The organism is Lacihabitans sp. CCS-44 (assembly GCF_024343735.1).
In the GTDB taxonomy this organism is placed as follows: Bacteria; Bacteroidota; Bacteroidia; order Cytophagales; family Spirosomataceae; genus Leadbetterella.
This window is the reverse complement of the sequence record NZ_RJUE01000052.1, coordinates 96903-122621: the sequence shown is the minus strand read 5'-3', so window position 1 is coordinate 122621 and position 25719 is coordinate 96903. Positions and strand designations below refer to the sequence as shown.

The window sequence follows — 25719 nt, the reverse complement described above, 5'->3', positions numbered from 1 at the left end:
TCAAAATTTGGGTTGGTTAGTTTTTATAGGATAAACCTACTTATAAATCGAATCTATAATTTAATGATTGCAAGTTAATCTTAAAGGTCTAAAATACAATTTAAAATTTATTTATAATGAATTTTAATTATAAAATGCACAAAAAAATCCCCAGCCTCACAGCCAGGGATTCTCTATAAAAACAAACCAAGAAATATTACTTTCCAGCTTGCTCTGCAATGATGTTTAATGCCGCACCAGCTTTGAACCAGCCGATTTGAGCATCGTTATAAGTATGATTAACAACAATTTCGTCTTTTGAACCATCAGCGTGGTTAGCTACCACTGTCAATGGTTTTCCAGGAGCAAATGTCGTCAATCCTAAGATATCTAAACTGTCGTCTTCTTTTATTTTGTCATAATCCGAAGGATTGGCAAAAGTCAAGCCCAACATACCTTGCTTCTTAAGGTTGGTCTCGTGAATACGTGCAAATGACTTCACAAGAATGGCTCTTACACCCAAATGACGTGGCTCCATGGCCGCATGCTCTCTTGAAGAACCCTCACCATAGTTTTCGTCACCCACTACTATTGAGCCAACACCAGCGGCTTTGTAGGCCCTTTGTACTGCAGGAACCTCTCCATATTCACCTGTCAATTGATTCTTAACTTTATTGGTAGCTTCGTTAGCAAAGTTTACAGCACCTATCAACAAGTTGTTAGAGATATTGTCTAAGTGTCCACGGAACTTCAACCAAGGACCCGCCATAGAGATATGGTCAGTAGTACATTTTCCTTTTGCTTTTATCAAAAGTTTCAAGCCTTTGATGTCTGTTCCTTCCCATTTGGCAAACGGAGCCAACAATTGAAGTCTGTCAGATTTCGGGCTAACTTTTACTTTAACGTTTTTACCGCTTCTTGCTGGTTTTTGATATCCTGCATCCAAAACATCAAAGCCCAATGGCGGCAACTCGATGCCCAAAGGTGGATCCAATCTTACTTGCTCGCCTTTTTCGTTTGTTAAGGTATCTTTCTGAGGATTGAAAGTCAAGTCACCCGCAATTGCCAAGGCAGTCACGATTTCTGGCGAAGCCACAAATGCGTGTGTATTTGGGTTACCATCAGCTCTTTTTGCAAAGTTACGGTTGAACGAAGTGATGATAGAGTTTCTTTCACCTTTCTCAGCACCATGACGTGCCCACTGACCAATACAAGGTCCGCAAGCGTTGGCCAATACCACGCCACCAATTTTACCAAAAGTGGCCAATAAACCATCTCTTTCGGCAGTGAATCTTACCAATTCAGAACCTGGAGTAATGGTATATTCTGCTTTCGCTTTGATATGTTTTTCAGAAGCTTGGTTGGCTATGGATGCCGCTCTTGTCATATCTTCGTAAGAAGAGTTTGTACATGAACCTATCAAACCTACGTCCAATTTTGCTGGCCAGTTGTTTTTCTTCACAGCAGCAGCAAATTTAGAAAGTGGCCAAGCCAAATCTGGCGTGAAAGGACCATTGATTCTTGGCTCTAATTTCGACAAGTTGATTTCTATCACTTGGTCGTAGTAAGCCTCAGGATTGTCGATACACTCTTGGTCAGGTCTTAAATATTCTTTGATTCTTCCCGCAGCTATGGCTACGTTTCTACGGCCAGTTGCCGTAAGATATTTTGCTATTTTTTTGTCAAATCCAAATACTGAAGTGGTGGCACCAATCTCAGCACCCATGTTACAGATGGTTCCTTTTCCAGTAGCTGAAAGTTTGTCCGCACCAGTTCCAAAGTATTCTACGATAGCACCAGTTCCACCTTTTACGGTTAATCTACCAGCTACTTCAAGAATTACATCTTTTGCAGAAGCCCATCCTTTCAACGAACCTGTCAATTTAACACCGATTAATTTTGGCATTTTAAGTTCCCAAGCCAAGCCCGCCATTACGTCGCAAGCATCAGCTCCACCTACTCCGATGGCAATCATTCCCAATCCACCTGCATTTGGTGTGTGTGAGTCGGTTCCGATCATCATTCCACCAGGAAATGCGTAGTTTTCCAAAACCACTTGGTGAATAATACCCGCACCTGGTTTCCAGAATCCTAAACCGTATTTGTTTGAAACAGATGAAAGGAAGTCATAAACCTCTTTATTTGATTCGTTGGCTATTTTCAAATCTTCCGAAGCACCTACTTTGGCTTGAATCAAGTGGTCGCAGTGTACAGTAGAAGGCACAGCTACTTTATCTCTTTGAGCCTGCATAAATTGCAAAAGAGCCATTTGAGCTGTTGCATCTTGCATAGCCACACGGTCTGGAGCGAAGTCTACATAATCAGTACCTCTTACAAAAGGTTTGTTACCAAGTTTGTCCCACAAGTGTGAATACAAAATTTTCTCGGCTAAAGTCAATGGTCTACCCAATAACTTTTTGGCAGCTTCTACTCTTTCAGGCATGCGAGCGTATGCCGCTTTTATCATGTCCAAATCAAATACTTTCATCAGAATATAAATGTTAAAATTGAATTTTAATTTGTCAAAAATACAAATTGATTTCTAAATCGAAATAGGATTTTTTTTATTTTTTTTGATTTGGAGGAATTCTGATTTGTGTTATTTTTCATAAGTATTTTGTAGTTAGATGATTGTGTCTATTTTCATGTGGATATTTGGATAAATTTATTTTTCAAAAATAGGAAAAGTTAAGAGTTGCTATGGTTTTTTTTCTAATTCATTTTTTTGGAATATTCAACAAATGGTAATATTTCAAGAATATAACGATTTTCAGGATACTGATTTTTTCCTAACCTTTTTTGGTAGAAATATGCTTTTTTTGAATGTTTTGAAGGGTAAAATGTCTGATGAGTAATTTGATTTTAGAAAAAACTTTTCTTTTAATGGCTTAATTGTACTTATTTTGCTATCCAAAGTCCGAATTTCATTACAAATTCTATATATGTCTAAAAACCTCGTAATTGTTGAGTCCCCAGCTAAAGCCAAAACCATTGAAGGTTATTTGGGTAGTGATTTTATTGTAAAATCGAGTTTTGGTCATATCAGAGACTTGCCCGAAAAAGAACTCGGTGTAGACGTTGACAAAGAATTTGAGCCAACTTATCAGATCTCGGCTGACAAAATAAAAGTAGTAAACGAACTCAAAAAACTGGCCGCTGGCAAAGAAGTGTGGCTAGCGACCGATGATGACCGCGAAGGAGAGGCCATTTCATGGCATTTAAAGGAAGCCTTGGGTCTCGACGACAACACCAAAAGGATTGTTTTTAGAGAAATTACTAAAAATGCCATAAATAAGGCAATAGAAATACCAAGAATTATAGATATTGATTTGGTAAATGCTCAGCAAGCCCGACGTATATTAGATAGATTGGTAGGATTTCAGCTTTCACCTGTGCTTTGGAAAAAAATAAGGGCAGGAGATAGAAAGAACTTGTCAGCGGGTCGTGTACAATCAGTAACAGTAAGAATAGTTGTAGAAAGAGAGCGAGAAATTGAGACTTTTGATTCGAAATCATCTTTCAAAGTCGTTGCTCATTTTTTAGTAGAAAAAAACAAATTTCTTTCGGCTGAATTGAGCAAGAATTTTGAGAAAGAAGCGGATGCAGAGAAGTTTTTACAAGATTGTTTACCAGCCGTTTATGCTATTGCAGGATTAGAGGTTAAGCCAACCACTAAAAGTCCGGCGGCTCCTTTTACGACTTCAACATTACAGCAGGAAGCATCAAGAAAATTAGGTTTTTCGGTTTTGCAAACCATGACTTTGGCTCAAAAATTATATGAATCGGGTAAGATTTCCTACATGAGAACAGACTCCACAAGTCTTTCTGGAGAAGCCATGGAAAATGCCAAGAATCAGATAATCAATGCCTATGGAGAGAAATTTTCGAAGCCGAGAGTATTTAAAACCAAAGATAAATCTGCTCAGGAAGCTCACGAGGCCATAAGACCTACTGACTTTGGAGTGGCCGAGGCGGGAGCTGAGAGAAACGAGAAAAGGCTTTATGATCTGATTTGGAAAAGAGCGATTGCTTCACAAATGTCTGAGGCGATTATAGAAAGAACCATTGCGAAGATTTCGATTTCTACTAGACCTGAAGAATTAACTGCTTCGGGTGAAGTTATAAAATTTGAGGGATTCTTAAAAGTATATTTAGAATCTTCTGATGACGAGGACGAAGAGAATAAAGATATGTTACCGCCGCTTTCGGTAGGTCAAAGTCTTGGTTTAATACACATGAAAGCCACAGAGCGATTTACAAGACCACCAGCCAGATATACAGAGGCGAGTTTGGTGAAGAAGTTAGAGGAATTGGGCATCGGTCGTCCTTCTACTTATGCACCAACTATTTCTACCGTTATTCGTAGAGAATATGTAGTGAAGGAAGATAGACCCGGTTTTCAGAGAGATTTCAAAGAGTTTTTGTTGAAGGATGGAGAAATAAATAGTACTGTTGGTTCTGAAAATTATGGCACAGAGAAATCGAAATTGTTTCCAACTAACTTAGGAATAATTGTTAACGACTATTTAGTAGAGAATTTCGAGGATGTATTAAATTATAAATTCACTGCCAAAGTAGAGAACGAGTTTGACGAAGTGGCCGAAGGAAAAGTGCCTTGGCAAAAAATGATTGCAAATTTCTATAATGATTTTCATACCAAAATAGAAGAAGCCACAGGTGAAAACGGTGCCAAAGCTGCAGGTTCTTACGAACTTGGAGTGGATCCGGATTCAGGGAAAAAAGTATTTGCGAAAATCGGTAAATTTGGGCCATATCTTCAAGTTGGTGAGGCTACGGACGAAGACAAGCCTGCTTTCGTCTCTATCAAAAAAGGTACAATGATATCAAGTATGACTTTTGAAGAAGCCTTGGCTATCTTACAAGGTCCTAAATTGCCTTTGGAGCTTGGTTTGTATGAAGGAAATGCGATTGTGGTGAACGAAGGCCGCTATGGTCCGTATGTTTTGTACAACGGTAAATATATAAATCTTGAAAAAAGTGAAGATCCATTGTCGGTAACAAAAGAGCGTGCAATCGAAATAATTGAGGCTCGATTGAGCGGTTCAGACAACTCTCTGCCTCGTGATATGGCAGAATATGAAGGGCAGGCTGTGGTTATAAATAAAGGTCGTTTTGGCCCATATATTAAACACGGTGCGGTTTATTATAACATTGGTAAAACTGAAGATCCGTTAACGATAGACGATAAACGTGTGGCTGAAATCATTGCCGAACAAAAAGAAGCTGCAGCCAAAAAAATCATCAGAGAATATCCTGAAAACGATAAAGTAAAAGTATTGAATGGCAGATACGGTCCATATATTCAAGTAGGAAAACGAAATGTAAAAATACCAAAAGGTACTGTTCCTGAGGAACTTACACTCGAAGATTGCTTGAAACTGGCCGAAGCCTAAGAGACAAGTAGAAAAAAATAAAGCACTGAAATTCAGTGCTTTTTTTATGCCTTTTTTATAAATATTTTGAATCAAATTTCTAATTTTATGGTGTTAAATTTCAAGAATAGTTAATTTCTGTATCCATAATGAGCGGAGCGAAAAACCTTGTGAAACTCAAAAATACAAAGTGAATAAAAGAAGAAAACTCCGTGCAACTCGGTGTAAAAATATACAACTCAAAACAATTATGAGAAAGAAATTAGTAGTCCTTACTGGAGCGGGTATGAGTGCCGAAAGTGGCTTGAAAACCTTCAGAGACACAAACGGATTATGGGAGAATTACCGAATTGAAGATGTGGCAACACCTGAAGGTTGGGCAAGAAATCCACAAATTGTTCTTGATTTTTATAACGAAAGGAGGAAACAGGCGGCCGAAGCGAAACCCAACAGAGGACATGAAATTTTGGCAAAACTGGAACAATACTTTGATGTTCAAATTATTACACAAAATGTAGATGGTTTACACGAAAAAGCGGGTTCAACTAATGTTTTGCATTTGCACGGCGAGCTTTCAAAAGTCAGAAGCGTAAAAAATGAAGACTTGGTTTATGAAATAGGAGATAAGCCAATAGCATTGGGTGAAACTGCCCAAGATGGAGCTCAACTGAGACCACATATTGTTTGGTTTGGTGAAATGGTGCCGATGATAGAAAACGCTGCTGATATTTGCCTCAATGCTGAAATATTTATCGTTGTTGGTACAAGTTTACAAGTTTATCCAGCCGCCGGTTTAGTAGGATATGTCGGTGACCAAGTTCATAAGTACGTGGTAGATCCATCTTTACCCAACTATTCTTTCAGCACAAAAAATGTAGAATTTATTCAGAAAACTGCTGTTGATGGCTTGGAGGAATTGAAAGAGAGGTTGTTAGGAATGGGATAAAAATTTTCAAAAAAATAGTATTTATTGATAATGTCCATAAAGAGAGTGAACAACAATTTGTTTATCTTCGACTTTATAGAATTTTCGATGTTCGAGATTAATTCTCCGAGACCAATATCCCGAATAATTCGCGTTTAAAGGTTCAGGTTGTCCAAGTCCTTCGAAAGGATTTTTACAACAATTCTCTAAAAGGGTGTAGATTTTTTTAACATTTTTTATGTCGTTTTTAAGCCATCATCCTAAATCTTGCCAAGCTTTGGGCATAAATAAAAGATCACGCATTTATCATTTCTTTTAATTCGGCAAGACTTAACGGGGTTGGTATATTTTTCCCATTTTCATAGTCTTCAATACTTTGCAAAATGGTAGGATTCGTAATTTCGTTCCTTGCCACTTTTCTGACATTTTTTACAAATGAAATCGTTTTGAAAAATTCCTCTGCAAAAGACTGTTTATTTTCTGCAATATCTATATCTAAGAGGTATCTCATAAGTTTTTTTTTAAAAAAGTGTTTTTTTTTGAAAAAAAATAGAACAAAACTTAACTTTAAGGTACTTGCGTTTAGTTTATGTTTTTTACAAGTTTTAAATAACCTCGTCAAAAATACTTAATAAAAATGGTATTTCGACTTTCGTTTACACAAAAAAAGAGCCCCAAAATGGAGCTCTTTCTATATTTCTAAGCAATAAATTACTTAAGATGCTTGCAAAGTACCTCTCAATGCACGTGGAATAGTCACACTTGCTACTGGGTTAGCTTCAGAATCAAGAATAGTTAATTCTGGAAGATTAATAGATTTAACTTTGATAGCTTTTCCTAGTCCAAGGTCTGTAACGTCTAAGTTTACAAAATTTGGAATAGCTTTAGCTGGTCCTTTAACACGGAGTTTTCTCAATGTTTGAACCAATTTACCTCCTTGCTTAGCACCAATTGCAGTTCCAGTCAATTTGATCGGAATGTAAGTAGTGATAATTTTGTCAGGAGTGATTTCTAACAAATCCACATGAACCAAAAGGTCATTTACTGGATGGAATTGCTTGTCTTGAAGAATCGCAGTATACGATTTGCCATCAATCGTCAGTTTCACTTCATAAGCTTCTGTAGTGAAAATTAATGGACGGAACAGGTACGCAGGTGCATAAAATGATACTTGCTCTTCTCCGCCATACAGAATACCAGGAACCATGCCTTCAGCACGTAATTCTTGAGCAGCCTGACGACCGAGATTCGCTCTTTTAAACCCTACAATCTCAGTTACTTTCATAATTAAAATGTAATTTGATGTTGATAATTTATAAATAATGAACTAATAGATCCGTTGTCTCTTATCCTTCCGATGGCGTGGGCAAATAGCTCGGCTACCGAAATTACTTTGATTTTTGGATTGTCTTGCTTCAATGGAATAGAATCCGAAACAATGACTTCCTCAAATACTGAATTTGTAATGTTTTCATGTGCCTTGTGAGACAGTACTGCATGCGTACATATTGCACGTACCGACTTTGCACCCTTCTCCATAATCAACTCCGCGGCTTTACAAATCGTTCCACCCGTGTCAATCATGTCATCAACCAAAACTACGTTTGCGTCTTTCACATCACCAATTAATTGCATTCCTGCTATTTCGTTGGCTTTTTTTCTTTGTTTGTCACAGATTACTATATCTGCTTCAAAGTAACTGGCAAATTTTCTTACTCTAGATACACCACCTACATCTGGCGATGCAAAAATTAGGTTTTCAATATTCTTGGTCTTCAAATACGGTACAAAAACCGAAGTACCCTCCAAGTGATCTACTGGAATGTCGAAGAAACCTTGAATCTGTCCAGCGTGAAGGTCTAGGGTCATGATTCTGTCTGCACCAGCGGCTCTCAACATGTTGGCCACCAATTTGGCTCCGATTGCTACCCTTGGTCTGTCCTTACGATCTTGACGTGCATAGCCATAGTAAGGAATAACAGCTACCACATAATGAGCGGATGCTCTTCTGGCTGCGTCAATCATAAGGAGCAATTCCATCAGATTGTCTGCATTCGGAAAAGTGGCTTGACAAAGAAAAACGTCACAACCTCTTACTGATTCATCAAAATTAACCGAAATTTCGCTATCAGCAAAACGCTGAATTGAGATTTTTCCGAGTTCTTTTCCATAATAGTAGGCTACTTTGCTAGACAAGTATTTGGAATTGGTGCCTGAGAATATTTTTACTTCTGCCATTTTGATTTATTTCTCCGAAAAGTTCCGCAAAAGTACAAATAAATACTTCTCATTCATATTTTATTTCAAAAAAAAGCTATTATTTTGCATCAGAATCTATAATAAAAATAAATCTTATGCAGTTGTCACTAATAGATGAGGTGCCGGAATTTACAAAATCTTATTTTATCGATGTTTATGCCGAGGCTATGTATGATGTCAAAGCAGATAAAATGAAGTTGAAAACGATTAATGGCCAGCAAGTTCCCGAAGATTTAAAGGTTGCTATTCCTAGTAAATTTATCGCAAAATACCCCGAAGGTACGATTTATAAGGTAGATACTAAGTTGGTTAACAAGAAAGGGAAACGCCCATATTTTATAGCTAAAAACAGCAAGACCGTTCAACGAGCGATTGAATATTTTGATTATAATCTAAAGGTTCAATATGGTTTTGATTATTTTCTAAGGAAATAATCTAGAACTCTTTGTTGAGTAATGTAAAGTAACGCTGCTCAGGTACTTCAGAAAAATATTGACTCAACTTGCAGTTTCTTGGAATTCCCCCAAATTCTAAAGCTTTAAGTTTGTTTTTAATGAGGCGATAGATACTTGAAAAAGGTGTTATTTCTCCAAAAATTAATGTTTTCAATTGCCCATTTTTTTCAATTTCACTCAATACTGTAGCCAATAATTTTGACTTTAAAGAAACGGCTTCTGTCTTAATGATCCCTGTTTTTGGTTCAATGTATATGGCTTCTAGCCAACTATCGTTGATTATTATCAGGTTTTTGTTCTGAATTCGCTCATGAGTCTCGAAATATTTTATGGCATTAGCTAAAGTATTGGAGAATCTGACCTGTTTGGTAGGATAATAATTTTGGAGTATTGAAATTAATTCTTTGGGAATTAGAAATAAAAAATTTTCGTCTTTTATTAAAACCTCTTCGATTTTGTATTTTTCGAAGTCGAGTTCAGGATATTGTATTTTTAAGTATTTTTCAGATAACTCTCTTGAGAAAAAATCGTTCGGTATTACAGCGTAGAAAGGAAAATGAATAGTTATTTCTATTTTGTTCCAAAAATTAGCCTTCAAAAATTCATGTTGACTGTAGATATTTTTAAGTTTTAGTTCGAAGGAAGCTGAACTACCGCTTGCACCTAAGTAGTGATCTTCTAGCCAAATGATGGTTTTGGAATTAGTTTCTCTCAATAGAAATTTTAAGCGAGTTTGTTGAACCTCAATCAATAAGTCATAATCTTCAATTCTTTCAATTGAAAATCTTTCATCGGTTATTTTGAAGACGTTTGCAACAGCCATAAACAAATTTAAGCCTGATTCGGAAATTTTAAATCATTTATTGATTTTAAATTTGAAAAGAATGTGGGTTTGTGGCTAGGAGGGAGGTTCAGTATATGTTCATTTGCCATCCATTTTGTTTCTGTAATGATATTAATTTCAGGGTCGAATCCGGTTTTATTTTCAAAATTATCGGAATGTACTTCAAAATATAATTCTATGGAATGAAGTGAAGAGTTAATCATTTGATTGATAAACAGGAACTTACTGATTTTTATGTCCAAGTTGGTTTCTTCCTTGAATTCTCTGATGAGTGTATTTTCTATGGATTCGTTTTTATCTACTCCACCACCAGGGAAATTCCAAAAAATATTGTCATCATTCAGTTTGCTGTGATTGACCAATAAGTACTTGCCATCTTTTTCTAGAATCCCGCACACCCGAATTCTGATTTTGTTGCCATAAATTCTTTTAATCTCTTCAGAATAATTCATCATTTTTTTCTGTTCGAAGTGAAAGCGTTTTCGTAAACTTCAATCCAATTTTCAACCGTCATTTTCTTTGTCAATTTTCCAATTAATTCATAAGGAATATCGTTGGCTTTCTTGAATCTTATACAGCTTTTGCCCATGTCTAGCTTTTGAGTACCCACTGAAGCATATTCTTTCACAAACCAATCTAAGAGGCTTGGTACTGCATAGATGCCCATGTGATAAAAGCTGATGAAGTTTTTTTGTGCCGCAAGATTGATAAATGGAAGCGGGAGTTTTGGATCGCAATGGTAGCCCTTTGGATATAATTCATGGGGAACAACAAAGCCATTCATACCGTAATTGAGCATTTCTACGAATCCCTCCGGAATGTTCTCTTTCACTACTTCACGTAGTTTTTGAATTGAGTCACGATAGTTTTCTGAAACATTTGCTGCGTATTCATCTACAGAATTTGCTGAGTTTTTCATAAAGTGGACAGTTTTGTAAACGTTTAAAGTTTCCTTTCTTTTTTATAAGCTTTACCGTATTTCGCTTTTTTCTCGGCCTCAATATCCCGTCTTTTGTTTATCTTTTTGTTCTTGTCAGCTTTTTCGTGAAATGCAGGCCCAACTTCCGTTTTTTTCTTTGGAGCTAAGATTTTCATGTCGATTTTTTCCATTTCAAAAGGCATCAAGCTATCTGAAATCTCCAAATAAACGGGAGTCTCACCAATGGTTACTTTATAGTTCATCAGTGTTTCTATTTCCTCAAATTGTTCCTGCTCTTTTTTAGAAATGAAACTGACAGAAATGCCTTTTTCATTGCCTCTTCCAGTGCGGCCAATGCGATGAATATAATCCTCGGCCACTTCCGGAATGTCAACATTAATTACATGGCTAATTTTAGGTATATCCAAGCCTCTGGATCCCAAATCTGTTGCTATTAAGGTTTTGATTTCTCCTTTTGTGAAGCTTTCCAACACTCTAAATCTATAATTTTGTGATTTATTAGAATGAATCACCTCTATGCTTTCAACCTCCCTCCTTTTTAGTTCTTCATAAAGTGCATCTGCAAGAACCTTATTTGATACAAATACTAGGTTTTTTGTCATTTGGCTGTCGTTTGCCAGCAGAACTTCCAAGAAATTTATTTTGGTTTGGAAGTTTGGAATGAGATAAGCTCTTTGTTCTATATTTTGATGTGGTGTGCCTACCGCTACATCTTCAATTATTTCGGGTGATTTAAAAGTGTCTCCTAATAAATCCTCTACTTCTTCGGAAATAGTTGCTGAAAATAGCAAATTTTGACGTTTTTCTGGAATTTTATCAAAAATGGTTTGCAATTGAGGCCTAAAGCCCAAGTCGAGCATCATATCAAACTCATCTATAACCAGTTTTTTGATGTTTTTCACTTTTAATGCACCACTCGCTGCCAAGTCAATAAATCGACCAGGCGTAGCCACCAATAAATCACAACCTTGAGCAAGCTCCAATACTTGTGTCTTGATGTTTACGCCACCATAAACGCCCACACAATCAAAGCTTATGTAGGTGGCAAGTTTTTTCGCAGTTTCCAAAACTTGAACAACAAGCTCTCTGGTTGGTACTAAAATGACAATTTGTGGAAGTTTGTCTTTTGAAAACGTCCACATACGCATCAATGGAAGTAAATATGCTAAGGTTTTTCCTGTACCTGTTTGTGCTATTCCGCCCATGTCTTTGCCCGACATCACTATAGAAAATACTTTGCTTTGTATAGATGTTGGAGAATCTATACCGAGGTCTTCCAATGCATTTAGTAAAGACTTGTTAAGATTCAAATCAATGAATTTCATTTTTTATTTTGATATTTAAATACAAAAGTAATTTTTAGATTTAAAATTCTTGCCTAAATTTAAACTTCAAGAAATTAAACCATAAGAAATATAATGAAAAAACTCTTATTTCTACTAATTCCAATTTTTAGTTTTGCTCAAAAGTCAAAGCCCATTAGCCTTTTTAATGGCAAAGATTTGTCGGGGTGGGAGATTTTCGGTACCGAAAAATGGTATGTTGAAAACAAGAACTTGGTATGCGAAAGCGGCCCTGACAAAGGGTATGGGTATTTGGGGACAATCCAGAAGTTCAAGGATTTTGAGCTTACGTTGATGTTTAAACCCTTGGCCAACGGAAATAGCGGCGTGTTTTTTCATTCTGATATTGTGGGCACAAAAGTATCTGGATGGCAAGCAGAAGTAGCACCTCCTGGAAGTTTTTCTGGCGGCATTTATGAGTCTTACAAAAGAGGTTGGTTGATAAAACCGCCTAAGGAAATAGATAACGTAAAAATGAACGAATGGAATACCATGAAAATAAAGGTAGTAGGTACAGAAGTTACTACGTGGGTGAATGGTAAGCAAATGATTTATCTAAACGATCCTGCTATAGGTGAAGTAGATGGCAAAATAGCTTTGCAAATTCACGATGGAGGTGGTATTAGAGTGGAATGGAAGAAGATTAAAATAACTAAAATATAAATTTTATACTTCATAAATGGCTTGTTATTAGTAAGATGTAGTTATTGCTAATTTTTATAGCAGAGATTTACTAAAAAAATCATATAACTTTGTACTGAACTTTAAATTTAAAGAAATGGCGGCTGAAAGCTCGGATAGACTAAAAATATTACAATCTACATTAGATAAATTAGATAAAGCTTACGGTAAAGGTACCGTTATGAGACTTAGTGATACCAAAGTGATGGATGTTCCTATTATATCTACAGGCTCCTTGGGATTAGACTTGGCACTTGGTGTTGGAGGATTTCCTAAGGGTAGAGTCGTAGAGATATACGGACCAGAGTCTTCTGGCAAAACTACTTTAGCTATGCACGCCATAGCTGAAGCACAGAAAAAAGGAGGCATTGCTGCATTTATTGATGCAGAGCATGCATTTGATAGAGGATATGCCGAAAAATTAGGAATAGATACGAAGAATTTGTTGATTTCTCAGCCAGATTATGGTGAGCAAGCTTTAGAAATCGCAGAACATCTTATATCTTCAGGTGCCATTGATATATGCGTAATTGACTCTGTAGCAGCATTGGTTCCTAAAGCTGAGCTTGAAGGAGAGATGGGAGATAGTAAGATGGGTCTTCAGGCTAGGTTGATGTCTCAGGCACTGAGAAAACTCACTGGTACAATTAACAAAACAGGTTGTTGCTGTATATTTATCAACCAACTAAGAGATAAAATAGGCGTGATGTTTGGTAGTCCGGAAACAACGACTGGTGGAAATGCTCTGAAATTTTATGCCTCTGTAAGGATTGATATCAGGAGAATTGGGCAGATTAAAGATAACGATGCTAACATAATTGGTAACCGAACAAAGGTAAAAGTTGTAAAAAATAAAGTTGCACCTCCTTTCAAAGTTATAGAATTTGACATTATGTATGGTGAAGGTATTTCAAAATCTGGCGAAGTGCTTGATTTGGCAGTAGATCTAGAAATCGTAAAAAAATCGGGCTCATGGTTTTCTTATGCTGAAAATAAGTTAGGGCAAGGAAGAGATTCAGTAAAAGGATTGATAAAAGACAATCCTGAACTTATGGCAGATATAGAAGAGAAAATTAAAGCTACTGTTGCTGGAAATTCTGATGCATTGATGGATAAAAATATTAGCGAAGCAGATTTGAATGTTTAGGATATTGCTTAATTATTATATATAAAAAATGCCTCGGATGAGGCATTTTTTATATAAGAATGTTTCAAATCATAAATTTTGCTCAAGAGCTCAATATTTAATTTTAACTTTGTGCGTTTCTTTTAAATTATCCTAGGTTAATGCTGAGTTTTAAGTACTTTATTTTAATTTCATTATTCTGCTCATTTACGTTTGTTGAAGATTTCAGGACTATTCAAAACGATAGTTTTAGAGCTGGAGAGTCGTATGATTATAAAGTAAAATATGGTTTTTTAACAATAGGTGAAGCACAAGTTGATGTAGATGATAAAATATACGCCGTTAGCAATAGACCTTGCTTTAAAGTTAATGTTGTAGGCAAAACAGCCGGCCTTACAGATGTATTTAAAGTGAGAAATACATATAGAAGTTATGTGGATACACTGGCTTTTATACCACATAAATTTATTTACAGTGCAAGAGAAAATAGTTACAAAAGAGATCAAATCATTAATTTTGATCACCACAAGAATGAGGCAATAAAAGTTGAAAAAGAACAATCCAAAACTTTTGCAGTACCAAATAATATTCAAGATGTTATTTCTGGCTATTACTTTCTAAGAACTATCGACTTCTCAAAGTTTAGCATAGGACAATCTATTTCTTCACCGTTGTTCTTCGACGAGGATTTATACATTATGAAGATAAAGTATGCGGGTAAGGGTGTTATACATACCAAATTTGGTAAAACTCGTGTGTTGAAGCTTAATCCAATCTTGCCCAAAAATGACCTTTTTAAAGGAGAAAATGCAATTCGTATTTGGGTTTCGGATGATAGAAATCGAGTGCCTTTGAAAATTGAGGTTGATTTTTCTTTTGGAACCATCGATATGGAGATTAAAAACTACAAGGGTGTTAAGTATCCTTTTATTTGGAAAGTTGCTTAGTCTACGCCTAATTATCATCAAAATTACTATTTATTTTATGGGTGTTTTGGGAAAAATATTTTCCAAAATACAATTTTTATTTCCATTTTTTGGAATTAAATAAATTGTTTTAACCTCGTAACCTTACATGGTTCATTCAAAAAATGGCACTTAATGGTAGTTTTTGTTAAAAATGTCTATTATTTTATGTATTTGTGTAAGAAAATAAGTAGAAAGTGTTTTTGGGTATCTCTTTTGTAATACCTTTGTGAAACATTCCATTTATTAAAATTATAGAATATGAAAATAGCTGTTGTTGGAACAGGGTATGTAGGCTTGGTTACCGGAACTTGCTTTGCAGAAACAGGTAATTATGTAACATGTATTGACATTGACACAAAGAAAGTAGAGAGTCTTAAAAAAGGTAAGATCACAATTTATGAACCTGGCCTAGAAGTTTTGTTTGAAAGAAACAGAAAGGAGGGTAGATTGACATTTACTACGGAATTAGCTGAAGGAATAAAAGATGCTGAGGTAATATTTTTGGCATTGCCTACACCTCCAGGAGAAGATGGCTCTGCAGATTTGAAATATATAATTGGTGTTTCGGAGCATCTAGGAAAGATATTGGATCATTATGCTGTAATTATAGATAAAAGTACGGTGCCAGTAGGAACAGCAGAGAAAGTTTCGGCAAAAATTGCTGAGAATGCGAAAGTAGAATTTGATGTGGTTTCTAATCCTGAGTTTTTGAGGGAAGGAGTCGCGGTGGATGATTTTATGAAGCCGGACAGGGTAGTTATTGGCACAAAATCAGAAAGAGCAAAAGCCATAATGGAAAGATTATACGCTCCATTGGTGCGTCAAGGTAATCCGGTTATTTTTATGGATGAGCGTTCGGCAGAAATGACCAAGTATGCAGCTAACTCATTTTTGGCCATGAAAATTACCTTTATGAACGAAATAGCCAACCTATGCGAATTGGCAGGTGCAGACGTTGACAACGTAAGGAAGGGTATTGGTACAGATAGTCGTATTGGTAAAAGATTTCTATTTCCTGGTATTGGTTATGGTGGTTCATGTTTCCCTAAAGATGTACAAGCATTAGGCAAAACGGCTAAGGAATATGGTTATGATTTCAAGATTTTGAAATCAGTAATGTTCGTTAATGACCGTCAAAAAACCAAATTGATACCACAATTGAAGGCTTATTTTGGTGGAGATTTGAAAGGAAAAACTATTGCACTTTGGGGATTAGCCTTTAAGCCACATACAGATGATATTCGGGAAGCACCAGCATTGTATAACATAAAAGCCTTAAAAAGGGCTGGAGCTAAAGTGGTAGTTTTCGATCCAGAGGCTATTGCTAATGTTAGAAAAGAGATTGGTAAGAAAGTAAAATATGCCACTAGTCAATATGATGCAGTGCAAGGTGCCGATGCTTTGATGATTATGACCGAATGGCCAGAATTTAGAACACCAGATTTTGAGAAATTGGGCGAAGCATTGAATAATAAAGTTATATTTGACGGCAGAAATCTTTATGAACTGAAAGACATGGACAAATTGGGTTTTGATTATTATTCAATTGGTCGTGATACAATTAAAGCATCTTAATTTTATATGAAAAGAATACTAATAACTGGAGGAGCAGGTTTTTTAGGGTCACACCTTTGTGACAGATTTGTTAAAGAGGGTTTTCATGTGATTGCAATGGACAACCTTATTACTGGTGACTTAAGAAATATAGAGCATCTTTTTAAATTGCCCAATTTCGAATTTTACCACCATGATGTAAGTAAGTTTATTCATGTGCCCGGTCAATTGGATTATATTTTGCATTTTGCCTCGCCAGCCAGCCCAATAGATTATCTTAAAATACCTATTCAGACCTTAAAAGTAGGCTCTTTGGGTATTCACAATTGTTTGGGATTGGCTAGAGTAAAAGGAGCGAGAGTTTTAATAGCTTCTACATCAGAAGTTTATGGTGATCCATTGGTGCATCCACAGACAGAGGAATATTGGGGACATGTAAACCCAGTAGGTCCTCGTGGAGTTTATGACGAAGCAAAAAGATTCCAAGAAGCCATGACCATGGCCTATCATACCTACCATGGTTTGGAAACTAGAATAATACGTATTTTTAATACCTATGGACCAAGAATGAGGCTGAACGATGGCCGAGTATTGCCTGCCTTTATTGGTCAAGCCCTTCGTGGTGAGGATATTACAATTTTTGGTGACGGTTCACAGACACGATCGTTTTGTTATGTAGATGATTTGGTAGAAGGTATTTACAGATTGTTGATGTCAGATTATGCTCAACCAGTTAATATTGGAAATCCTTCAGAAATCACCATTAAGGATTTTGCTGAAGAGATTATTAAACTTACAGGAACAACTCAGAAAGTGGTATATTTGGATTTGCCAAAAGATGATCCTAAACAAAGACAACCTGACATTACTAAAGCAAGAGAAATTTTAGGCTGGGAACCTAAAGTAGATAGGGCAGAAGGCTTGAAAATAACCTACGATTATTTCAGGAATTTGCCCAAGGAGCGTCTTTTTGACGAGGCCATTCACAGAGAATTCTAAGAATAAAACGTAGCAGCATTTATATATCCCACAAGGTTTAATGACTTTGTGGGATTTTTTTATATTTTTGGTTAAGTTTATCAACCAAAAAAATGAAATATTTAATAATTCTACTTTTTACACTAACTATGCAAGAAATTTTTGCCCAAAATGCCCTTCAAGGGAGAGTTTTTAACTTAAATGCATTGCAAAAAAACGAAGATGAAAGTCGAGTTTTCAGGCAAATTATTAAGAATGAGCGAACTGATTTTATGGAAAAGATTAGTATACATCATTCAACTCTCAAGCCTGGACATAAATTGAGACCTGCACACGCTCAAGAAAGTGACGAAGAGTTGATAATAATTCAAGAAGGAACACTCACAGTGACCATAAATGATCAAACAAAAGAACTTGGTGCAGGCAGTGTGTTACTCATTATGCCTAAGGATATGCAACAAATGAACAATTTGAGCAAGAGCGATGTGAGTTATTATGTGTTGATTTACAAATCAAAAACACCAAAAACAAATCAGGAGATTGCTAAATCTCAAATGATTGATTGGAATACTGTTGCATTTAAACCTCATGATAAAGGTGGAAGGAGAGATTTTTTTGACAGACCAACTGCCATGTTTAACCGAGTAGAAATGCACGTGACAACACTCAATGAGGGTCTGAACAGCCATCCACCGCATAAACACATCGCTGAAGAAATGATATTGCTGGTGAATGGAAATGCTAGAATGCAAATAGGAGAGAATTTTTATGAAGGTTCAAAAGGTGATTTGTTCTTTTTGCCATCCAATCAATTGCATAATCTTATAAATATCGGAAAAGGCTCAACCACGTATTTTGCTTTTCAATTCAATTAATTTTAAAAGGCTCATCAAATGAAACTTACTTTACTATTTTGTTTATTCAGTTTAAGTATTTATGCAACAGATTTTAATGAAATTGTTTCAAGTTATCAGGCAGATAAAGGAGCTTTGCAAAGAAAATATCCCAATAGCCTTTCTGAAGTTTATTTTGAAAGATTTACAAAATTTTATGCCGATGCCAGAAAAGACTTGGATAAAATGGCTTTTGATGGATTAACTAAAGAACAAAAGGTTGATTATGTGCTGCTTAGGAATCAAATTGACAAGAGTATTTATTTTCATGGCTTAGAGTTTAAGGCATTCAATGAAGTGAAGAATGTCATTGAAAGGGCACAGCCTATTTATGATTTTAACGAAAATAGAAAGACTGGCGTCAATCCCAAATCTGATAAGCTAGCCGCTGATTTTAATAAAGTAGAAAAGGAAATTAGAGCCGAAATAGTAGCCTTAAAGACTAAAAAACCTTACGAAAGTTGGCAAAAGGCCGAATTGGCAGCGGATATTGTAAAGGAACTCATAAGGGCAACAGAAGAATCATACAAGTTTTATTACGAGTACAATCCGGAGTTCAATTGGTGGATACAGGCTCCTCATAAAAAATTAATGAAGACTTTTGAAGAGTATGAGGGTTTGCTCAGAAAGCATTTTTCAAACACCTTGGTAAAGGATGATGGTAGTGGAATAATTGGAAAACCATTGGGTAGAGATGCACTTTTAAAAGACCTCAGTTTTGAATTTATAACCTATTCACCTGAACAATTGATATCAGAAGCCAATAATCAATTTGCATGGTGCGAAAAAGAGATGCTCAAGGCTTCTAATGAACTGGGTTACGGAAATGACTGGAAGAAGGCTTTGGAACATGTAAAACAAACCTATGTGCCGCCCGGTCAGTGGCAAGAGGATGTGAATAAATTGGCTTGGGAAGCCATAAAATATGTTGAGGATCGTGATTTGGTGACAGTTCCAGCATTGGCAAAAGAGACTTGGAGAACGGTAATGCTCTCAGCAGAAGCACAAAAGGTAAGTCCTTTTTTCTTGGGTGGCGAACAAATTATGGTGTCTTACCCAACTGCAGCTATGGACCATGATGATAAAATGATGAGTATGAGAGGCAATAATCCATATTTTTCAAGAGCGACTGTGCAGCATGAATTAATCCCCGGTCATCATCTACAACAGTTTATGAATCAACGTTATAAACCTTATCGAAGAACTTTTGGTACGCCATTTTGGACTGAAGGTTGGGCTCTGTATTGGGAATTTAATCTTTGGGATAAAGGTTTTCCAAGAACACCTGAGGAGAAAATTGGTATGTTGTTTTGGAGAATGCACCGTTGTGCAAGAATCATCTTTTCACTGAATTATCATTTGGAAAAAATGACTCCGCAGCAATGTATTGATCTTTTGGTTGACAAAGTTGGACACGAAAGAGCCAATGCTGAAGCAGAAGTAAGGCGTTCGTTTACAGGTAGATATGGCCCTCTTTATCAGATAGCTTACATGATTGGTGGTTTGCAATTTTATAGCCTAAAGAAGGAATTGGTAGATGGAGGAAAAATGCCTGAGAAGCAATTTCATGATACCATTCTACAAAATAACACGATGCCAGTAGAATTAGTCAAAGCTCTACTAAAAAGTGAGGATTTGAAAAAAGATAAAATAGCGGACTGGAAATTTTTGAACTGAGGAATAGTAGAAATCTATTCCTCAATAATTTATCTAAGCCAATCCCAAGGCAATTTTCATCATATCATTGAAAGTATTTTCTCTTTCTTGTTGTGATGAGGCAGTTCCTGTGATAATGTTGTCGCTCACTGTCAAAAGAGATAGAGCTTTTGCACCAAATCTACTTGCTATGGTAAATAATATTTGGGATTCCATATCTACGCCCAAAACGCCATGCCTTTGCCACACTTCCCAACGGTTAGGTTCAAGGTCATAAAATGTATTGGTACTAAAAACTGAGCCTGTATGTGTTTTGATTTTTAGCTCAATAGCTAGTTGATGTGCTCTGTAAAGCAAATCAAAATCTGCCGTGGCTGCATAATGCATTCCTTTGAATAACAGGCTGTTGGCATCTGAGTCTCCTGACGCACTCATAGCCAAAATTACCTGACCAAGGTCTAATTCTGGTTGGATAGAGCCGCAAGTACCGACACGAATCAAATTTTGACATTTGTAGGTATTTATCAATTCATGGATGTATATGCCCGCACTTCCCATACCCATTCCAGTGCCTTGTATCGAGACTTTTTGGCCTTTATAATTCCCAGTGAATCCGAACATTCCTCTTACTTTATTGTAGCAGACAACGTCTGTTAGGAAATTTTCGGCCACAAATTTCGCTCTTAATGGATCTCCAGGTAATAATACTGTTTCTGCTATTTCTCCTACTTCAGCTTCTAAGTGTAAACTTCTCATTTGTAATGTTTTATATGTGTTTGTTTTTGAATTTGTTTTTAATAATATTGGGTTAAATGAATATTTTATGCCCCATAAGGAATCCAAATATTTTTAATTTCTGAAGCATGTCTCAAGAATTCTGTGCCTTCAGACTGCTCATTGTTCATCCAGTCACGGTATTTCCCATAGTTTACCCAAGTCCTTTTCATGTTTTCGGCTGAAAGACTTTCTATGTCTTTTGACCCCTCTTTGCTTCCAAAATACCAGAGCCCGTCCACATCATAATGTTTGGCTAATTCTTTTGTCAAGGTTTCCTTTGGTCCTGTGATGATGTTAACCGTTCCGCCAGGTACGTCAGACGTATCTAATATTTGGTAAAAATCAGTCGCACTGAAAGGTGCCGTTTCTGAAGGAATTACGATTACGCTATTTCCTAAAGTTATGGCTGGAATTACTGTTGAAATAAAAGTCAAAAGCGGTGCTTCTTCAGGGCAAACGATTCCCATCACCCCAACTGGCTCGGGCATGGCCAAAGTTACATTTCTTTGAATGGTTTGGTGGGCCTGCCCATCATATTTATCAGCATGAGCGGCGTATGTATAAATTCTATCAATAGACTTTTCCACTTCTGCATCAGCGTCAGCTTTGCTGTAACAGCACATTTGCATCAATCTATTTGAAAACTCTGCTTTACGAGCCGATAAGTTCTCGGCGATGTAATACAAAACTTGTGCTCGTGCATGTCCAGTCATTTCGGCCCATTTGCCATTGGCATGAGCAGCTTCTACTGCATTTCTGATATCTTTTCTACTACCTTCTGGTGCTTCACCAATTACTTCGCCTTGCGGGTTTTTAACGATAATGCTGTAACCACTATCTGGTCGAGCTTGTTTGCCACCAATATACATTTTGGCCGTGCGGTCTATTCCTTCAGAAATTGCAATTTTAGTTTTTTGAACGGCTGGTTTTATAGGTTTTTCAGAAAACTGTTCCTCTATTCGAGGTTTCATATATTCAAAAAGACCTTCTTTTCCACCTTCTCTTCCAAAACCTGATTCTCTATAGCCACCAAAACCTGAACCTGCATCAAAAACATTGGTAGAGTTTATCCAAACAGTTCCTGATTTTACTTTTGGAGCTACGTCCAATGCTAAATTGATATTTTCTGTCCAAATACTACACGCCAAGCCGTATCTCGTATTGTTGGCTAATTTTATGGCTTCTTGGTGTGACCTAAAACTCATGGCCACCAAAACTGGCCCAAAAATTTCTTCCTGAGCAATGGTGCTTGAAGGCGAAACATGTGTAAATAGGGTAGGCGGACAAAAACAGCCGTCTTTCGGGCATTCCCAACTTGGTTGCCACATTTGGTTACCCTCAGCGATACCTTTTTGAACCAATTCATCAATGGTTTTAACTTGAATCGGGGCCACAATAGCCCCAATGTCAATACATTTGTCCATTGCATCACCCACTCGGAGCTTTTCCATGCGGGCTTTTATTTTGTCATAAAGCTTGTCTTGGATGCTTTCTTGCACCAATAGTCTAGAACCAGCACAACAAACTTGCCCTTGGTTAAACCAGATCGCATCCACAATTCCTTCGACCACAGAATCCAAATCAGCGTCTTCAAAAACTATAAAAGGCGATTTTCCACCCAATTCTAACGAAACTTTTTTGCCAGTACCAGCAATCGCTTTTCTAATGATTTTACCCACCTCTGTAGAACCCGTGAAAGCAATCTTATTTACATCTTTGTGATTTACCAAGGCAGCTCCAGTTGAACCTGGGCCAGTAATAATATTTACAACGCCTTTGGGCAAACCAACATTTTGGCAAATTTCAGCAAATAAAAGTGCTGTCAAAGAAGTGAATTCTGCAGGTTTCAGAACAACGGTATTTCCCATGGCCAAGGCAGGAGCTATTTTCCACGAAAGCATCAATAACGGGAAATTCCATGGAATTATTTGGCCTATTACTCCTATTTCTTTGTAATCCTTCAGCTCCGTATCCATCAATTGGGCCCAACCAGCATGGTGATAGAAGTGCCTGGCTACCAATGGAATATCTATGTCTCGGGTTTCTCTGATGGGTTTTCCGTTATCCAGAGCTTCCAAAACTGCAAATAATCTAGAATGCTTTTGGATTTGACGAGCTATCGCATAGAGATACCTCGCTCTAGCTCTTCCTCCGATTTTCACCCAGTCCTTTAATGCTTTATTGGCTGCTGTAACTGCCTCATTTACATCTCCTTCTGAAGCTTCAGCTATATTGGCCAAAACCTGCATGCTCGATGGATTGATGGTTTCGAAATGCTTTTCGGCTTTTTTCCATTCTCCACCGATAAACAATTCAAAAGTTCTACCATGGGCATCAAGAAATTCATTTGCTTGAGCTGTACTCTCTGGAGCTGGACCGTAAGCCATCGTATTAAATATTTCTTTTACTTTCATTTCTATATTTTTTCTCGCAAAGTCGCAAAGACACTAAAGTTTGGACTTTGTCTATTTCTTATATTCATTTCACCAAAAAAAACTGTTGACTGAGCGGAGCCGAAGGCAACAGATTTAAAACCTATAAAACCGTTGGCCTAGCGAAGTCGAAGGCAACATATTTTATGAATTTGGGTTATTTAATGTTATTCTAAATCTGATTTTTATGCCATAGCATGACGATAACCCGCAGAATATCTGCCTGTTACGTAATGTTCTAATTGGCGTTCGATATCTCCCAAAAGACTACTAGCTCCGAATCTAAACAAATTGGGTTGTAACCATTCATCGCCCAATTCCTCTTTCATTAAAATCAACCAATCTAAAGCTTGTTTGGCTTTTTGGATTCCTCCAGCTGGCTTGTAGCCCACTTTTATTCCTGTAAGTTCTTGATATTCTCTGATGGCTCTTATCATAACCAAACTCACTGGTAATGTTGCGTTTACGACTTCTTTTCCTGTACTAGTTTTTATAAAATCTGAGCCGGCCATCATACTTACCCAGCTTGCCTTCGCTACTTTGGTGTAAGTCGGAATTTCGCCTGTGGCCAAAATCGTTTTCATGTGTGCGTCGCCACAGGCGGCTCTACAAGCTTTTACTTCTTCATAAAGTTGTTCCCATTTGGAGTTAATTACCAACTCACGACTGATCACAATGTCAATTTCAGTAGCACCAGCTTCCACTGATTTTTTGATTTCTTCGACTTTCTGTTCAAAAGAGATTTTGCCAGCAGGAAAGCCAGTCGAAACTGCTGCAATTGGAATTCCAGAATTGCCCAAACTTCTTTTTGCATCCGCTATCATATTGTGGTAAACACAAACTGCACCTGTGGTAATGTTCGCATCGGCCATTTCCATGGCCTCCAAAAGGTCTTTTCTAACAGGAGAAATAGCCTTGGCACAAAGACGTTCCACATTTCCAGCGGTGTCATCGCCAGCCAAAGTGGTCAAATCTATGCAAGTGATGGCTTTTAGAAGCCATGCGGCTTGAAATTCTTTTTTTACAGTTCTTCGTCCACCTAAGCTTGCGGTTCTTCGTTCTACCGCAGAGCGATTGACGTTAATGTTTTCGAAGTATTTGGTGTCGAAGGGTATTCCTTCATTTCTTATTTCTGTCATTTTTATCTTTTTAAGATAACATTTTAATAATTTTTATAGACATCCTTGCTAGGGATGAAGATATTGTCAATAAAAATCGGTGATAATCCGTTCTATCAGTGTCATCTGTGTTCAAATATTACACATAGATTAATCCTAAATAACTCTCACCCTGTGTTTTATATTCTACTTCGAGATACTCAGCTATTGTGGCTGCGATATCGGCAAAGGAGTTTCTTACACCAAAATTAACGCCTTTTTTTATGTTTTTACCTATGTTTAGTATCGGAATGTATTCTCTCGTATGGTCATTGCCATGATGCGTCGGGTCGTTTCCATGGTCAGCGGTGATGATGAGTAAGTCATCCTCCTGCAAGTTTTCCAAGATTTCAGGCAAATAACTGTCAAATTCTTCCAAACATTTGGCATAACCAACCACGTCTCTTCTATGCCCAAAAAGCATATCAAAATCTACCAAATTGGTAAATACAAAGCTCTCGCTCGGATTTTTGATGACCTTTATGGTATCTTTTATGCCATCCAGATTTGTGGCAGTCTTTTTATATCTCGTTATGCCTTTTTCTGCAAAAATATCATTGATTTTGCCAATAGCATAAACACCTTTTCCGTTTTCTTTCAAAACATCCAAAACCGTTTCAGGCGGTAAAATGGCGTAGTCTTTCCTGCGGCTGGTTCGGCGAAAATTTCCAGACTCCCCTTCAAATGGCCGAGCAATTACTCTTCCCACCTCATATTCGCCTACCAACATTTCACGGGCTATTTTGCAGATTTCATATTGTCTTTCAATGGGTGTCACGCCTTCATGCATAGCGATTTGAAATACAGAATCTGCTGAGGTATAGACAATTGGAAATCCAGTTTTCACATGTTCATCTCCTAAGTCATCAATAATGGCAGTGCCAGAAGCAGAAATATTGCCTATAGTTTTGGTGCCAATGGCTTTTTCGAAACGCTCAATAAATTCTTGTGGAAAACCATTTTCGGTAAAAGTAGGGAAAGGCTTTTCAAGAATAATTCCTGAAATCTCCCAATGGCCGGTGGTGGTATCTTTACCCGAGGAAACTTCAGCAGCCTTTCCAAAAGCAGCGGTAGGGCTTTCGGTTTTACCAATTTTGTTGCTTAAATCTATGTTTCCAAGGCCCAGTTTTACCAAGTTAGGTAGCTGTAAATCAGGACATTGTTCAGCAATGTGCCCCAAAGTATTGCTACCTATGTCTCCATATTTGGCTGCATCAGGCAGTTCGCCAATACCAACACTATCCAGTACTATTAATATTACTCGTTTCACAATTCGGTTTGTTGAAGAATTAAACGGTAAAAATAATGAATTTTATGTTTGGTGGGTAGAATTGTGGGTTTTTCGTTGTGGTGATGGAA

Annotated in this window: 22 protein-coding genes and 1 pseudogene; 10 read left to right on the top strand and 13 right to left on the bottom strand. The window is 37.0% G+C overall.

The window, feature by feature from the left end; translation table 11 throughout:
- Positions 1 to 196: 196 nt before the first annotated feature.
- A complete protein-coding gene (locus EGI26_RS08055; RefSeq protein WP_255077617.1) occupies positions 197 to 2467 on the bottom strand; it encodes an aconitate hydratase in 2271 nt (756 codons plus the stop codon).
- 454 nt (positions 2468 to 2921) lie between these two features.
- Here EGI26_RS08055 and topA point away from each other — a divergent pair, with 454 nt between their 5' ends.
- Positions 2922 to 5393 carry a type I DNA topoisomerase gene (gene topA / locus EGI26_RS08050; protein WP_255077616.1) on the top strand — a complete coding sequence of 824 codons (2472 nt, stop codon included), beginning with the start codon at positions 2922 to 2924 and terminating at the stop codon, positions 5391 to 5393.
- Between the two features lie 229 nt (positions 5394 to 5622).
- A complete protein-coding gene (locus tag EGI26_RS08045; RefSeq protein WP_255077615.1) occupies positions 5623 to 6318 on the top strand; it encodes an NAD-dependent deacylase in 696 nt (231 codons plus the stop codon).
- A gap of 21 nt (positions 6319 to 6339) precedes the next feature.
- Here the strand turns inward: EGI26_RS08045 and EGI26_RS08040 are convergent.
- The 4 genes and pseudogenes from EGI26_RS08040 to EGI26_RS08025 all read right to left on the bottom strand — a co-directional run.
- Positions 6340 to 6540 (bottom strand): annotated as a pseudogene (locus tag EGI26_RS08040) (Txe/YoeB family addiction module toxin); the annotation flags it as partial.
- Positions 6541 to 6592: 52 nt separating this feature from the next.
- The gene (locus tag EGI26_RS08035; RefSeq protein ID WP_255077614.1) at positions 6593 to 6808 is read right to left on the bottom strand and encodes a hypothetical protein; all 216 of its coding nucleotides are present in this window, start codon (positions 6806 to 6808) and stop codon (positions 6593 to 6595) included.
- Positions 6809 to 7012: 204 nt separating this feature from the next.
- On the bottom strand, positions 7013 to 7582 hold the full coding sequence (locus tag EGI26_RS08030; RefSeq protein ID WP_255048448.1) for a 50S ribosomal protein L25: 570 nt from the start codon (positions 7580 to 7582) through the stop codon (positions 7013 to 7015).
- Positions 7583 to 7584: 2 nt separating this feature from the next.
- On the bottom strand, positions 7585 to 8535 hold the full coding sequence (locus EGI26_RS08025; protein WP_255077613.1) for a ribose-phosphate pyrophosphokinase: 951 nt from the start codon (positions 8533 to 8535) through the stop codon (positions 7585 to 7587).
- 116 nt (positions 8536 to 8651) lie between these two features.
- Here EGI26_RS08025 and EGI26_RS08020 point away from each other — a divergent pair, with 116 nt between their 5' ends.
- Positions 8652 to 8990, top strand: coding sequence for a hypothetical protein (locus tag EGI26_RS08020; RefSeq protein WP_255077612.1), 339 nt, complete (start codon positions 8652 to 8654; stop codon positions 8988 to 8990).
- 1 nt (position 8991) lies between these two features.
- Here the strand turns inward: EGI26_RS08020 and EGI26_RS08015 are convergent, their stop codons facing one another.
- From EGI26_RS08015 to EGI26_RS08000, 4 genes are read right to left on the bottom strand one after another with little or no spacing between them, the layout of a single operon-like run.
- Positions 8992 to 9834, bottom strand: coding sequence for a DUF3822 family protein (locus EGI26_RS08015; RefSeq protein ID WP_255077611.1), 843 nt, complete (start codon positions 9832 to 9834; stop codon positions 8992 to 8994).
- A gap of 8 nt (positions 9835 to 9842) precedes the next feature.
- Positions 9843 to 10310 (bottom strand): NUDIX domain-containing protein, encoded by a 468-nt coding sequence (locus EGI26_RS08010; protein ID WP_255077610.1) that lies wholly within the window; start codon positions 10308 to 10310, stop codon positions 9843 to 9845.
- On the bottom strand, positions 10307 to 10774 hold the full coding sequence (locus EGI26_RS08005; RefSeq protein ID WP_255077609.1) for a DUF1801 domain-containing protein: 468 nt from the start codon (positions 10772 to 10774) through the stop codon (positions 10307 to 10309). Before EGI26_RS08005 ends, EGI26_RS08010 begins: the two co-directional genes overlap by 4 nt.
- 23 nt (positions 10775 to 10797) lie before the next feature.
- On the bottom strand, positions 10798 to 12120 hold the full coding sequence (locus tag EGI26_RS08000) for a DEAD/DEAH box helicase (protein WP_255077608.1): 1323 nt from the start codon (positions 12118 to 12120) through the stop codon (positions 10798 to 10800).
- 93 nt (positions 12121 to 12213) lie between these two features.
- Between EGI26_RS08000 and EGI26_RS07995 the strand changes: the two genes are divergently transcribed.
- From EGI26_RS07995 to EGI26_RS07965, 7 genes are all read left to right on the top strand, one after another.
- Positions 12214 to 12801, top strand: a complete 588-nt coding sequence (locus EGI26_RS07995) for a DUF1080 domain-containing protein (RefSeq protein WP_255077607.1) — start codon at positions 12214 to 12216, stop codon at positions 12799 to 12801.
- Between the two features lie 115 nt (positions 12802 to 12916).
- Positions 12917 to 13966, top strand: coding sequence for a recombinase RecA (recA, locus tag EGI26_RS07990; RefSeq protein WP_255077605.1), 1050 nt, complete (start codon positions 12917 to 12919; stop codon positions 13964 to 13966).
- A 140-nt stretch (positions 13967 to 14106) separates the two neighbouring features.
- Positions 14107 to 14892: a DUF3108 domain-containing protein gene (locus EGI26_RS07985; RefSeq protein WP_255077602.1), complete on the top strand. Its 786-nt coding sequence runs from the start codon at positions 14107 to 14109 to the stop codon at positions 14890 to 14892.
- Between the two features lie 279 nt (positions 14893 to 15171).
- Positions 15172 to 16488, top strand: coding sequence for a UDP-glucose/GDP-mannose dehydrogenase family protein (locus tag EGI26_RS07980; RefSeq protein ID WP_255077601.1), 1317 nt, complete (start codon positions 15172 to 15174; stop codon positions 16486 to 16488).
- Between the two features lie 6 nt (positions 16489 to 16494).
- Complete coding sequence (locus EGI26_RS07975; RefSeq protein ID WP_255077599.1) at positions 16495 to 17466, top strand: UDP-glucuronic acid decarboxylase family protein; 972 nt, start codon at positions 16495 to 16497, stop codon at positions 17464 to 17466.
- 92 nt (positions 17467 to 17558) lie between these two features.
- Entirely contained in the window at positions 17559 to 18320 is a 762-nt protein-coding gene (locus EGI26_RS07970; protein ID WP_255077597.1) for a cupin domain-containing protein, read from the top strand.
- A gap of 18 nt (positions 18321 to 18338) precedes the next feature.
- Positions 18339 to 20015, top strand: coding sequence for a DUF885 family protein (locus tag EGI26_RS07965; protein WP_255077595.1), 1677 nt, complete (start codon positions 18339 to 18341; stop codon positions 20013 to 20015).
- A 33-nt stretch (positions 20016 to 20048) separates the two neighbouring features.
- Here the strand turns inward: EGI26_RS07965 and deoD are convergent, their stop codons facing one another.
- From deoD to EGI26_RS07945, 4 genes are all read right to left on the bottom strand, one after another.
- On the bottom strand, positions 20049 to 20750 hold the full coding sequence (deoD, locus tag EGI26_RS07960; RefSeq protein ID WP_255077593.1) for a purine-nucleoside phosphorylase: 702 nt from the start codon (positions 20748 to 20750) through the stop codon (positions 20049 to 20051).
- A 65-nt stretch (positions 20751 to 20815) separates the two neighbouring features.
- Positions 20816 to 23185 (bottom strand): aldehyde dehydrogenase family protein, encoded by a 2370-nt coding sequence (locus tag EGI26_RS07955; RefSeq protein WP_255077592.1) that lies wholly within the window; start codon positions 23183 to 23185, stop codon positions 20816 to 20818.
- Positions 23186 to 23388: 203 nt separating this feature from the next.
- Positions 23389 to 24342, bottom strand: a complete 954-nt coding sequence (deoC, locus tag EGI26_RS07950) for a deoxyribose-phosphate aldolase (protein ID WP_255077590.1) — start codon at positions 24340 to 24342, stop codon at positions 23389 to 23391.
- 118 nt (positions 24343 to 24460) lie between these two features.
- Positions 24461 to 25630 carry a phosphopentomutase gene (locus EGI26_RS07945; protein WP_255077586.1) on the bottom strand — a complete coding sequence of 390 codons (1170 nt, stop codon included), beginning with the start codon at positions 25628 to 25630 and terminating at the stop codon, positions 24461 to 24463.
- Positions 25631 to 25719: the final 89 nt, after the last annotated feature.